Genomic DNA, 12,222 nt, shown 5'->3' with positions numbered 1-12,222 from the left:
GACGGAGCGTCACGCGGTCTCGCGCACGATGAGGGATGTCGGGAGCACGAGCGGCTCCGGGTCGCCGCCGGCGATCACCTGCAGCACCATGTCGACCATGGCCGAGCTGATCTCGTTCCACGGCTGCCGCATCGTGGTCAGCGGCGGATCGTGCGTCGCCGCGAGGCCCGAGTCGTCGAAGCCGGCGACGGCGATGTCGTCGGGGACCCGTCGTCCGCTGCGGCGGATGGCGGCGATCGCGCCGACCGCCATGACATCGGATGCCGCGAAGACGGCGTCGATGTCGGGCGCGCGCTCGAGCAGTCGCGTCATCGCCGCCGAACCGGCGTCGCTCGAGTAGACGTCCTGCTCGACGAGCTCGGGGTCGAACAGGTCGCCCATCTCCTCGCGGAAGCCCTGCAGGCGGTACCGGCCGCCCGGGGTGTCGTCGGGGCCGGTGATCACGGCGATCCGGCGGTGGCCGCGCGAGAGCAGGTGGCGCGTCATAGTCCGCGCCGACTCCTGCTCGTCCACCGACACGGTGGGGACGTGGGCGCGGTCGCCGAGCGGCACGCCGGTGCAGACGGTGGGGACCCCCGCGGCGATGAGGGAGGCGAGCAGCGGGTTCGACTCGTGCGACGAGATGAGGAGCACGCCGTCGACGTGCCCCGCACGCACGTAGCGCTCGACGTTCGCCCGCTCCGCGGCGGTGTCGGCGATCATGAGCACGAGGGTCATCGAGCGCTGCGCAAGCGCCTCGGTGGCTCCGCGCAGGAGCAGCGCGAAGGTCGGGTCGGCGAAGAGCAGGTGCTGAGGCTCGGTAAGCAGGAAGGCAAGTGAGTTCGATCGCCCGGTCGCCAGACTGCGGGCGGCATGGTTGGCGGTGTAGCCGGTCTCGCGGATCGCTCGGTCGACGGCGTCGCGGGCCTCGGGCGAGACCCAGTGCCCGCCGTTGATCACGCGCGACACGGTGCCGTGCGAAACGCCGGCCGCTGCCGCGACGTCGCGGATGGTCGGTTTGCGCGACGCGCCGGTGGAGCCGTTCACGTCGGTGAGCCTACTCCGCACAGCACTGCCCGGTCGGCACGCGCCGCCAGGAGGAGCCGAGCGTGGCAGGCGACCTGGGACCGGTCACAGTTCGGTAACGACGCGTGTTCCGGATGACGGGCTCGCTTACAGTTGTCGCACACCCTGTGACCGGTCACAGTACGACCGGCGCATTCGAGAGACACGAGGACGCGTTTCATGCCTGCGAGCGTTTGGCCGGCCATCGACGGGATCGCCTACGGCGGCGACTACAACCCGGAGCAGTGGCCCCGCGAGGTCTGGCGCGAGGACGTCCGCCTCATGCGCGAGGCCGGGGTGAACCTGGTCAGCGTCGGCATCTTCTCGTGGGCGCTCATCGAGACCAGCGCAGGCGTGTTCGACTTCGACTGGCTCGACGAGATCATCGGCCTGCTCCACGAGAACGGCATCGCCGTCGACCTCGGCACCCCCACGGCATCCCCGCCCGCCTGGTTCTTCGCCGAGCACCCCGATGCGCGTGCGGTCAACCGCGACGGCGTGGTGATGGGCTTCGGCTCGCGCGGCATGGCGTCGCACTCCGCACCCGCTTACCGTGAGGCCGCCATCCGCATCGCCTCGACGCTCGCCGAGCGGTACGCCGACCACCCGGCCGTCGTCATGTGGCACGTGCACAACGAGTACGGCGTTCCCGTCGGCGAGGACTACTCCCCCCACGCGCAGCGCGCCTGGCGCACCTGGCTGCAGGAGAAGTACGGCTCGCTCGACGCGCTCAACGCGGCGTGGGGCACCGCGTTCTGGGGCCAGCACTACGGCGTGTGGGAGCACGTGGGCGTCCCGGCCGCAGCGCCGTCGGTCGTGAACCCGGCGCAGCGGCTCGACTTCGCCCGGTTCACCGACGCCCAGCTGCGCGCGTGCTTCGTCGCCGAGCGCGACGCCATCCGGCGCTTCTCGTCTCTCCCGGTCACGACGAACTTCATGGCCAACCAGCACCACGGCTGCGACCTCTGGGCCTGGGCGCGCGAGGTCGACATCGTCTCGGACGACCACTACCTGTGGGCCGCCGACGTCGAGGGCGAGATCGGTCTGGCCATCGCCGCGGACCTCTCCCGCTCGGTCGGGGGCGGCAAACCCTGGATCCTCATGGAGCACTCGACCTCGGCGGTCAACTGGCAGCCGCGGAACATCGCCAAGCGACCGGGCGAGATGGCGCGCAACTCGCTGTCGCACCTCGGACGCGGCGCAGACGGCATCCTCTTCTTCCAGTGGCGGGCCGGACGGTCGGGCGCCGAGAAGTTCCACTCGGCGATGCTCCCGCACGCCGGCACCGAGTCGCGGGTGTTCCGCGAGGTGGTCGATCTCGGCGCGAAGCTGAACCGGCTCGCCGAGGTGCGCGGCTCGCGCGTGCACGCCGACGTCGCGATCCTGTGGGACTTCGAGTCGTTCTGGGCGCAGGATCTGGAATGGCGCCCGTCGGAGGACGTGTCGCACGACGAGCGCATCCGCGCGTTCTACGAGCGCCTGTGGCGCGACAACATCACGGTCGACTTCGCCCTGCCGGGTCACGACCTGTCGGGCTACAAGCTCGTCATCGCGCCCGCGCAGTACCTTCTGCGCCAGGCCGACGCCGACAACCTCAACCGGTATGTCGAAGCCGGCGGCACGCTGGTCGTCTCGTTCTTCTCGGGCGTCGTCGACGAGAACGACGCCGTGCACCCGGGGGGCTTCGCCGCTCCGCTCGAGCCGGCGCTCGGCATCCGCGTCGAAGAGCACCTGCCGCTGCGCGCCGGAGTGACCACGACGATCGATGTCGGCGGCGCGTCGCACACCGCCGACATCTGGCACGAGCACCTCGTCGTCTCCGAGGCGGAGGTCCGCGCGACCTATGTCGACGGACCGGGCGCGGGGATGCCCGCGGTGACGCGCAAGCGGCACGGCGCCGGCACCGGCTGGTACGTGAGCACGCGACCGGATGCCGCGGGCCTCGCGGCCATCATGGCCGAGGTGTACGCCGACGCGGGCGTCGCCCCGCTCGACGCGCCGGCCGGCCTCGAGATCGTCCGCCGTACCGGCGACGCCGACGACTACGTCATCGCGATCAACCACGCGGCGACGGACGCTGAGCTCGCCCTGGAGGGCGTCGACCTGGTGACAGGTCGCGCCGCCCGGGGCACGCTGGAGGTGAGTGCGGGCGACGTCGCCGTCATCCGCACTCCGCGCACAGCACACGGGAGCGGCCGATGACCGCGCCCACGACCGAGAGACAGTCGACGTCTCGCGGCAGGCACTGAGAGAGAAAGCCGACGCCACCCGGCGGCGGCATCCACACCGGTCGTGACGGAGCGACCTCGCGAGAGGCCCTTCCGATCGACCACTTCGGAAGGAAGATCCATGCGCAAGATCGGGACCGGAATCGTCGCCATCGCGGCGACCACCGTCCTGCTCGCCGGTTGCTCCGGCGGCAGCACCCCCAGCGAGAGCGGCAACGCCGCCGAAGGCTCCGGCGGCTCGCTCGTCGTCTGGACCGACGCCAACCGCGCGCCGGCCATCGAGGCCGCGGCGAAGGCGTTCGAAGAGGAGACCGGCACCAAGATCGAGCTGGTCCAGAAGAACTTCGAGGACATCCGCAACGACTTCATCAACCAGGTGCCCACGGGCGAGGGCCCCGACATCACCGTGGGCGCCCACGACTTCCTCGGCTCCTTCGTCTCGGCCGGTGTCGTCGACACCATCGATCTCGGCGACAAGGCCGACCAGATCGAGAAGGTCGCGGTCGACGCATTCACCTACGACGGCCAGCTGTACGGCTTCCCGTACGCGCTCGAGACGATCGCGCTCGTGCAGAACACCGATCTCGTGGGCGAAGAGGCACCGTCATCGTTCGACGACATGATCGCCCGCGCCCAGGCTGCGGGCGCCGAGCGTCCGTTCGTCATCAACACGGCGGGCCAGAAGGGCGACGCCTACACGATGTACGGCTTCCAGACGTCGTTCGGCGCGCCCGTCTTCGTGCAGGACGCCTCGGGCTCCTACACGAACGAGGTCGGCATGGGCGGCGCGGGCGGCGAGGCATTCGCCACGTGGCTCGGCGCTCACGGCGAGGCCGGTTCGGGCGAGATCTCGACCACGATCGACTACGACACCAACAACGAGCTGTTCGCCGCCGGCACCGCCGCGTACACGGTGCAGGGCCCGTGGGCCATCGAGACGCTCACGGCCAACGGCGTGAACGTCAAGGTCAACCCGATCCCCTCGGCCGGCGGCGAGACCGCAGCGCCGTTCGTGGGCGTCCAGGGCTTCTACATCAGCTCGGAGAGCGCGAACAAACTGCTCGCCCAGGAGTTCCTGACCACCTACCTCGCGACCGACGACGCGCAGCGCGCCCTCTACGAGGCCGACCCGCGCCTGCCTGCGTGGAAGACCCTCGCCGCCGAGGTCTCGTCCGACCCCATCGTCGCCGGATTCCTCGCCTCCGCCGCGAACGGCGTGCCCCAGCCCTCGATCCCCGAGATGGGTTCGGTCTGGGACCTGTGGAACGCCGCACAGGTGCAGATCATCAAGGGCGGCGACCCCGTCAGCACCTGGAACACCATGGTGACCGACGTCCAGGCCGCGATCGGCTGATCCCCTCCGGGGGCGGAGCGCACAGCTCCGCCCCCGGACCCCTCTCGTGAAGGAGATGCACATGTCGGTCCCCCAGGGAACCGTGAGCGAGAGCGCACCGCCGCGCCGCTCCCCCGAACGGTCGCAGCAGTCCGAGCCGCACGGGCGGCGCTGGTCCGGCATCGGCTGGGGCTTCGTCGTGAAGCTCGTGCTGCTGGCGATCGTCAACGCCTTCGGCCTCATGGGCGTGTTCGCCGCCGTCCAAGCCGAGTCGTGGATCATCGCGACCGCTGCGGCCGTCCTGCTCATCGCCGCCGACATCGTCTACTTCACCAAGCGCGCTCTGCCGCTGAAGTACCTGCTGCCGGGACTGGCGTTCCTGCTGGTCTTCCAGGTCTTCATCTTCGGCTACACGGCGTACATCGCCTTCACGAACTACGGTGCCGGGCACGTCGGCTCGCAGGACCAGGCGGTGGCCGCGGCCCTCGCCCAGGGCGAGCGGCGCATCGACACCTCACCGTCGTACCCGCTGGCGGTCGTCGAGCAGGGCGGCGAGTACGGCTTCGCGATCGTCGACGACGGCGAGATCAAGGCCGGGGCCACCGATCGTCCGCTCGAAGTCGTCGGTGACGCATCCGGCTCGGGCGCACCCACCGACGTTCCCGGCTGGAACGTGGTCCCCCGTGGCACGTTCCTCGGCGACCCCGCCCTCCAGGAGCAGATCGTCGAGCTGCGCGTCCCGGTCTCGGACGACCCGAACGACGGCTCGATCCGCACGCGCGACGGCTCGACGGGAGCCGTCTACCTCTCGACGCTGACGTGGGATGCCGACGCGCAGACCATCACCGATACGGCATCCGGCGTCGTCTACAACGCGACCGACGACGGCCAGTTCGTCTCCGCCGACGGCGCGGCCCTCCCGACCGGGTGGGTCGTGAACGTCGGATTCGACAACTTCCTGCGGCTGGTCACCGACCCGGGCCTCCTCGAGCCGCTCGCGCTGGTGACGCTCTGGACGTTCGTGTGGGCCGCGCTCTCGGTCATCATCCCGTTCGCGATGGGGCTCGTCGTGGCGCTCATCTTCAACGACCCGCGGGTGAAGGGCCGGAAGATCCTCCGGACGCTGTTCATCCTCCCGTACGCCTTCCCGGCGTTCATGTCGGCCCTGCTGTTCCGCGGCATGTTCAACGCCGAGTTCGGGGTCATCAACGAGTTCTTCTTCGGCGGCGCGAACATCGACTGGCTCGGTGACCCGTGGCTCGCCCGCATCGCCGTGCTGTTCGTGAACGTCTGGCTGACGTATCCGTACTACTTCCTGGTGTGCACGGGTGCCCTGCAGGCGTTGCCGTCCGACAGTCTCGAGGCCGCATCGATCGACGGCGCCGGCAGGTTCCGGCAGTTCCGGGCGATCGTCCTGCCGCTCGTGCTGGTGTCGACGGCTCCTCTGCTGATCTCGTCGTTCGCCTTCAGCTTCAACAACTTCACCGTCATCTACATGTTCAACAGCGGCGGGCCGGCGATCCCCGGCGCCCCCTACGCGCTCGGCTCCACCGACATCCTGATCTCCGCGATCTGGCGGATCTCGGGAGTCTCGGGCGGTGCTGCCGACTACGGCCTGGCCAGCGCCCTGTCGATCCTCGTGTTCATCGTGATCGGCGTGATCTCCGCCCTGGCGTTCCGCCAGACCCGCAAGCTGGAGGAGTACCAGTGATGTCTGCAACAACCACCGTCGCCACCCCGCCCAGCCGCGCCGGCGCTCGCCGTCGCCGGTGGGTGCTCGAGGTGGGCTGGAAGTACCTCGTCGCGCTCGTCATCCTCTTCTACGCGATGTTCCCGCTCCTCTACGTCGTTTCGGCGGCCCTGAACCCGCGGGGCAGTCTGGCCGCGAGCAATCAGCTGTTCGGCGTCTTCGACCTCGCGAACTTCGCTTCGCTCGGCAGCACGTCGTACTGGACCTGGTACGGCAACACGCTGATCGTGAGCGGCGCATCGGCCGTCGGGGCCGTGCTGATGGGAGCCGCGGCGGCGTACGCCTTCTCGCGGTTCCGCTTCCGCGGTCGCCGCGCGGGCCTGACGTCGCTGCTCATCATCCAGATGTTCCCGCAGGCGCTGGCGTTCGTCGCGATCTTCCTGATGCTCCTCGCCCTCGGCGAGGTGTTCCCCGCCCTCGGTCTGAACTCGAAGCTCGCGCTCATCTGCGTCTACCTCGGCGGCGCGCTGGGTGTGAACACGTTCCTCATGTACGGGTTCTTCAACACGATCCCGATGGAGCTCGACGAGTCGGCGAAGATCGACGGCGCGACACACGCTCAGGTGTTCTGGCGCATCATCATGCCGCTCGTGACGCCGATCCTCGCGGTCGTGGCGCTGCTGGCGTTCATCGCCTCGTTCGGCGACTACATCATCTCGAAGATCGTGCTGGTGTCGCAGGACAACTGGACCCTCGCCGTCGGGATGTTCCAGTGGGTCTCGAATCAGCTCGCGAGCAACTGGGGCCTCTTCGCGGCGGGTGCTGTGCTCGCGTCGATCCCCGTGCTGGCTCTGTTCCTCGGCCTCCAGCGGTACATCATCGGCGGGCTGACGGCGGGCTCCGTCAAGGGCTGACGCGAGAACGCACCCTCGCGCCGAGACCACACCGTCCCCGGTACACGTTCGCCGGGAACGTACCCTGTCGCGCGCCCGCGCGCACCGACCTCGAAGGAGAGGCCCATGCAACGAACCATCCCGCGGCTGGCTGCGGCCATCACGGCGGCGGCCCTGGCGGTCGGGGCGCTCGCGCTCCCGGCGGCGGCGGCGGCCGACGATCCGGCACCGGTCCCGAGCACGATCACCGTGCCACGGGTCGAGAATCTCCCGGCGGACTTCATCGGCGGCGTCGACGTGTCATCGGTGCTGTCGCTCGAAGAGTCGGACGTCGTGTTCCGCGACGCGGACGGCAATCCCGGCGATCTGTTCGTGATCCTCCGGGATGCCGGGGTGAGCGACATCCGCGTGCGCGTCTGGAACGACCCTTTCGATGCCGACGGCAACGGATACGGGGGTGGCGACGTCGATGTCACCCGGGCCGTCGAGATCGGCCGTCGGGCGACGGCGGCGGGTCTCGGAGTCCTGGTCGATTTCCACTACTCCGATTTCTGGGCCGATCCCGCCAAGCAGCAGGCGCCGAAGGCCTGGGCGGGGATGACCGTCGATGAGAAGGCCGCCGCAGCGGGAACCTTCACCCGCGACGCGCTCACGCAGTTCCGCGACGCCGGCGTCGACGTGACGATGGTGCAGGTCGGAAACGAGACCAACGGGGGCATCGCCGGAGTGACCGGGTGGGACGACATGGCGAGGATCTTCAGCGCCGGGTCGGCAGCCATCCGCGATGTCCTGCCCGCGGCCGGCGTCGTGCTGCACTTCACCAACCCGGAGCGCGAGGGCTTCTACGCGAACGTCGCGCACGAGCTGGACGCGCGGGATGTCGACTACGACGTGTTCGCGTCGTCGTACTACCCGTTCTGGCACGGCACGCCGGAGAACCTCACGGCGGTGCTGTCGCAGATTGCCACGACGTACGACAAGAAGGTCCTGGTGGCCGAGACCTCGTGGGCGTACACGCTCGACGACGGCGACGGGCACCCGAACGTCGTGAAGACGCCCGAGGACGCGACCCGCTACCCCGTGAGTGTGCAGGGCCAGGCCACCGCCGTCCGCGACGTCGTGCAAGCCGTGGCGGATGTGGGCGAGGCGGGCCTCGGCGTCTTCTACTGGGAGCCCGCGTGGCTGCCGGTCGGACCGCCGGAGCAGCTCGAGTCCAATCGCGTGCTCTGGGAGCGCGACGGATCCGGCTGGGCGTCGAGCTACGCCGGCGGCTACGAGCCCCATGACGCGGGACTGTGGTTCGGCGGATCGGCGTGGGACAACCAGGCGCTCTTCGACCACGACGGCAATCCGCTGGCCTCGCTGAACGTCTTCTCGTACGTGCGCACGGGCGCGGTCGCGCCGCGCAGCGTCACCGACGTGCAGCGCGTCGCGCTGACGGTGGAGGACGGCGACCCGATCGATCTGCCCGAGACCGTCACCGTGTCGTACACCGATGGCACGAGCGAAGCGCAGAGCGTCACCTGGACACCGGGGTCGGACACCGTCGACGGTGTCGGCGTGTACACGTTCTCGGGCACCACCTCAGCCGGCCTCGCCACGTCGGCGACCGTCACGGTGATCGGGCGCAATCTGCTCCGAAACGGCGGCTTCGAAGACCCCGATGTCTCGATGTGGCGCGCAGAGGGGCGCGGCCTCACCCTGCGGGCGACCGACGATCCCCGCTCGGGAACGCGCTCGGCGCACTTCTGGTCCGACGCCGCATACCAGTTCTCACTCGAGCAGGACGTCGTCGTGGCGCAGGCGGGCTGGTACACCGCGTCCGCCGCAGCCCAGGGCGGGGCTGCCGGCACCGACGGACGCCTTCGGCTGAGCCTGTCCAACAAAGCGGCTGCTGCCCGCGCGCTGCCGGAGGAGACCGGCTTCGCCCTCGGCGGCTGGCGCGTGTGGTCGACCCCCGTCACGGACGGTGTGTTCGCGTCCGCCGGCGACACGCTCACCGTGCGGATCGCGGGCGAGCTGCCCGCCGGCGCCTGGGGAACGATCGACGACGTCGCTCTGGTCAGCGCCGCGCCTGCCGCGGACTTCTCGGCGCTGACGGCCGCTGTGGTCCGAGCCGAAGCGATCGACCGGACGTCCTACACCGCGGCATCCCTGGCCTCGCTCGATGATGCGCTCGCCTCAGCCCGCTCGGTCCTGTCCGCTCCGGCGACGCCTCAGGCGGAGGTGGATGCCGCGACCTCGGCCCTCACCACCGCCGTCGATGCGCTCGTCGCCCGAGCGCCCGCCCCCGCCGCATCCGAACCCGCACCCGCACCCGCACCCGGGCAGCCCGGCACGGACCCCGGTGCCACCACGACCACAGCGACCGGCTCGCTGGCCGCTTCCGGCAGCACCCTCCCCCTCGCCGCGCTGGCCGTCGCCGCGCTGCTGGTCCTCGCCGGGCTCCCCCTCGTCGCGCGACGCGGCTGACCCCCGAGAACGCACCGTCCCCGCGAAAACGTGCCCAAGATGGTGCGTTCTCGCGGGGATGGTGCGTTCTCGTGTCAGGGGCGGGCCGCGTCAGGGGCGGGCGCGAGCAGCCAGGGCGGCCTGATAGAGATCGCGTGACGATAGGCCGGTGGCGGCGGCGACCTCGGCGGCGGCGTCCTTGAGACGGATGCCGTCGGCCACGAGCCGCTGCACCTGCGCGAGCGCATCGGCGGGGTCGGTCTCGCGCGCACCGGCGCCGTCGACCACGATGACGATCTCGCCGCGGATGCCCTCGGCGGCCCACGCGGCGAGTTCGTCGAGCGTTCCCCGGGCCACCTCCTCGTGCAGCTTCGTCAGCTCGCGGCAGACGGCCGCACGCCGATCGCCTCCGAAGGCGTCGGCCATGGCCCGGAGCACCTCCGCGATCCGGGAGGGCGCCTCGAAGAACACGAGCGTGCGCTGCTCGCCCGCCAGCTGGTCGAACAGTCGGCGTCGCTCGCCCGGTTTGCGCGGCGGGAAGCCCTCGAACGCGAACCGGTCGGTGGGAAGCCCCGACACGGCGAGCGCCGCGAGCACCGCGCTCGGCCCGGGCAGGACGGTCACGCGGACCCCCGCCGCGGCGGCCGCGGCGACGAGCCCGAACCCCGGGTCGCTGACGGTGGGCATCCCGGCGTCGCTGAGGACGAGGACGTCCTCGGTCCGCGCGCGCTCGACGAGTTCCTCGGCCCGCTGCTTCTCGTTGTGATCGTGAAGAGCGATCAGACGGGGACGATTCGTCACCCCGAGGGCCTGGAGCAGGCGCTGGGTCGTGCGCGTGTCCTCGGCCGCGATCGTCGTCGCCTCCTCGAGCGCGGTCACGAGCCGCGTCGTGGCGTCGCCGAGGTTGCCGATGGGCGTCGCGGCGAGGATGATCACCGCCCCAGCATAGGCTGGCGGCGTGACGACGACCGCTGAGCCGCTGCTCCCCGAGACACGTCGAACGAGCCTTCTCGACCGGTGGCACGCCCGATTCGGCGGCGACCCGGCCTTCGCCCGGCGGGTGGCGTGGATCGCCCCGCTCGTGATCACTCTGATCGCGGCCGTCCTGCGGATGTGGAACCTCGCCCACCCCCACGCCGTGGTCTTCGACGAGACCTATTACGTCAAGGACGCCTGGAGCCAGTGGGTGCTCGGGTACGCCGCGACCTGGCCCGACGGCGCCGACGAGCGTTTTCTCGCGGGCGAGACCGACATCTTCACCACGACGGGCAGCTTCGTCGTGCATCCCCCGCTCGGCAAGTACCTCATCGGGCTGCCGATGGCCCTGTTCGGAGCCGACTCGACCTTCGCCTGGCGCCTGGGCACTGCCCTCGCCGGCACGGCGTGCGTGCTCGTGCTATACCTTCTGGCGCGCAGTCTCACCGGCTCGGTCGTCTTCGCGTCGCTGGCATCCGGTCTGCTCGCGATCGACGGCCTCGGGATCGTGATGAGCCGGGTCGCGCTGCTCGACATCTTCCTGACGATGTTCACGCTGCTGGCGTTCTGGTTCGTCGTCCTCGATCGCAACCGCACGCGCGTCATGCTCGCCGAGCGCATCGCGGCGCGGTGGGACGACATCGGCGCTCCGGCCTGGGGCCCGGTGCTGTGGAACCGGCCCTGGGTGATCGCCGCGGGGGCCGCGGCGGGCGCGGCGACCGCCGTGAAATGGTCGGGCGTCTGGGTGCTGGCGGCGATCGGCATCTATCTCGTCGTCAGCGACGCGCTGACGCGCCGCAGCGCCGGCATCCTGTACTGGCCCGCCGACGCGACGGTTCGCCAGGGGGCGGTCTCGTTCGTGCTCCTGGTTCCGGTGGCGTTCGTGGTGTATCTGGCGTCGTGGACCGGATGGTTCGTCACCGACGGCGGTTACGACCGGCACGCGGCGGATGCGAACCCGGCGACGGGCTTGTGGTCATGGGTGCCCCTGCCGCTGCAGAGCCTGTGGCGCTATCACGAGTCGATGTACGGCTCGACGGCCGGGATGTCGACACCGCACGCCTATGCGAGTCCGGCCGCGCAGTGGCCGCTCCTGCTGCGCCCGACCTCGATGTACGCGGGCAGCACGCCCGGCGGCACCGGATCGTGCACCGATCCGAACGGATGCTGGGAGATCCTCTACAGCATGCCGAACCCGATCGTCTGGTGGGCCGGCGTCGCGAGCGTGCTGTACCTCGTCTACCTGTTCTTCCGCACCCGCGACGGCGCCTACGGCATCGTCCTGACCGGCGTCCTCGCGACCTACGCGCCGTGGCTGCTCTTCCCCGAGCGCACGATCTTCCAGTTCTATACCGTCCTGATCCAGCCGTTCCTGCTGCTCGCGCTGGTGTTCGTCATCCGCTCCGCGGTCAGGTCCGCCCGTCGCGACCGCGGCAGCACACGGGGCGTCGAACGGGTCGTGCTGGTCTTCCTGGGTGTCGTGCTGATCCTCGCCGCGTTCTGGTTCCCGCTGTGGTCGGGGATCTCGGTCCCCTACGAGTTCTATCGTCTGCACAACTGGCTTCCCGGCTGGGTCTGACGCCCGCGGTGGCGGCCCCGTAGGCTAGG

8 protein-coding genes are annotated in these 12,222 nt (G+C 70.3%); 6 read left to right on the top strand and 2 right to left on the bottom strand.

Annotated elements, in window-relative coordinates:
* Positions 1-9: 9 nt before the first annotated feature.
* Positions 10-1,026 carry a LacI family DNA-binding transcriptional regulator gene (locus MTS1_RS00175; RefSeq protein WP_036304553.1) on the bottom strand — a complete coding sequence of 339 codons (1,017 nt, stop codon included), beginning with the start codon at positions 1,024-1,026 and terminating at the stop codon, positions 10-12.
* A 198-nt stretch (positions 1,027-1,224) separates the two neighbouring features.
* Between MTS1_RS00175 and MTS1_RS00170 the strand changes: the two genes are divergently transcribed.
* From MTS1_RS00170 to MTS1_RS00150, 5 genes are all read left to right on the top strand, one after another.
* A complete protein-coding gene (locus MTS1_RS00170) occupies positions 1,225-3,246 on the top strand; it encodes a beta-galactosidase (RefSeq protein WP_023950276.1) in 2,022 nt (673 codons plus the stop codon).
* A 147-nt stretch (positions 3,247-3,393) separates the two neighbouring features.
* Entirely contained in the window at positions 3,394-4,626 is a 1,233-nt protein-coding gene (locus MTS1_RS00165) for an extracellular solute-binding protein (protein WP_023950275.1), read from the top strand.
* A 61-nt stretch (positions 4,627-4,687) separates the two neighbouring features.
* Positions 4,688-6,316: an ABC transporter permease subunit gene (locus tag MTS1_RS00160; RefSeq protein ID WP_023950274.1), complete on the top strand. Its 1,629-nt coding sequence runs from the start codon at positions 4,688-4,690 to the stop codon at positions 6,314-6,316.
* The gene (locus tag MTS1_RS00155; RefSeq protein WP_023950273.1) at positions 6,316-7,209 is read left to right on the top strand and encodes a sugar ABC transporter permease; all 894 of its coding nucleotides are present in this window, start codon (positions 6,316-6,318) and stop codon (positions 7,207-7,209) included. Before MTS1_RS00160 ends, MTS1_RS00155 begins: the two co-directional genes overlap by 1 nt.
* A gap of 105 nt (positions 7,210-7,314) precedes the next feature.
* Positions 7,315-9,660: a glycosyl hydrolase 53 family protein gene (locus MTS1_RS00150; protein WP_023950272.1), complete on the top strand. Its 2,346-nt coding sequence runs from the start codon at positions 7,315-7,317 to the stop codon at positions 9,658-9,660.
* Positions 9,661-9,750: 90 nt separating this feature from the next.
* On the opposite strand, the gene rsmI is transcribed toward MTS1_RS00150, so the two are convergent.
* Positions 9,751-10,575 (bottom strand): 16S rRNA (cytidine(1402)-2'-O)-methyltransferase, encoded by an 825-nt coding sequence (gene rsmI / locus MTS1_RS00145; RefSeq protein ID WP_023950271.1) that lies wholly within the window; start codon positions 10,573-10,575, stop codon positions 9,751-9,753.
* 22 nt (positions 10,576-10,597) lie between these two features.
* Here rsmI and MTS1_RS00140 point away from each other — a divergent pair, with 22 nt between their 5' ends.
* Entirely contained in the window at positions 10,598-12,193 is a 1,596-nt protein-coding gene (locus MTS1_RS00140) for a dolichyl-phosphate-mannose--protein mannosyltransferase (RefSeq protein ID WP_023950270.1), read from the top strand.
* Positions 12,194-12,222 lie beyond the last annotated feature (29 nt).

It is taken from the genome of Microbacterium sp. TS-1 (genome assembly GCF_000509385.1).
GTDB classification, from domain to species: Bacteria; Actinomycetota; Actinomycetes; order Actinomycetales; family Microbacteriaceae; genus Microbacterium; species Microbacterium arborescens.
The sequence above is the reverse complement of the archived record's forward strand: the minus strand, read 5'-3'. Positions and strand labels throughout refer to the sequence as shown.

What these genes read in the sequence shown, in the direction of transcription:
- MTS1_RS00170 (WP_023950276.1), top strand. Translation starts at nt 1,225, where the DNA reads ATGCCTGCGAGCGTTTGGCCGGCCATCGACGGGATCGCCTACGGCGGC.
- MTS1_RS00165 (WP_023950275.1), top strand. Translation starts at nt 3,394, where the DNA reads ATGCGCAAGATCGGGACCGGAATCGTCGCCATCGCGGCGACCACCGTC.
- MTS1_RS00150 (WP_023950272.1), top strand. Translation starts at nt 7,315, where the DNA reads ATGCAACGAACCATCCCGCGGCTGGCTGCGGCCATCACGGCGGCGGCC.
- MTS1_RS00160 (WP_023950274.1), top strand. Translation starts at nt 4,688, where the DNA reads ATGTCGGTCCCCCAGGGAACCGTGAGCGAGAGCGCACCGCCGCGCCGC.
- MTS1_RS00155 (WP_023950273.1), top strand. Translation starts at nt 6,316, where the DNA reads ATGTCTGCAACAACCACCGTCGCCACCCCGCCCAGCCGCGCCGGCGCT.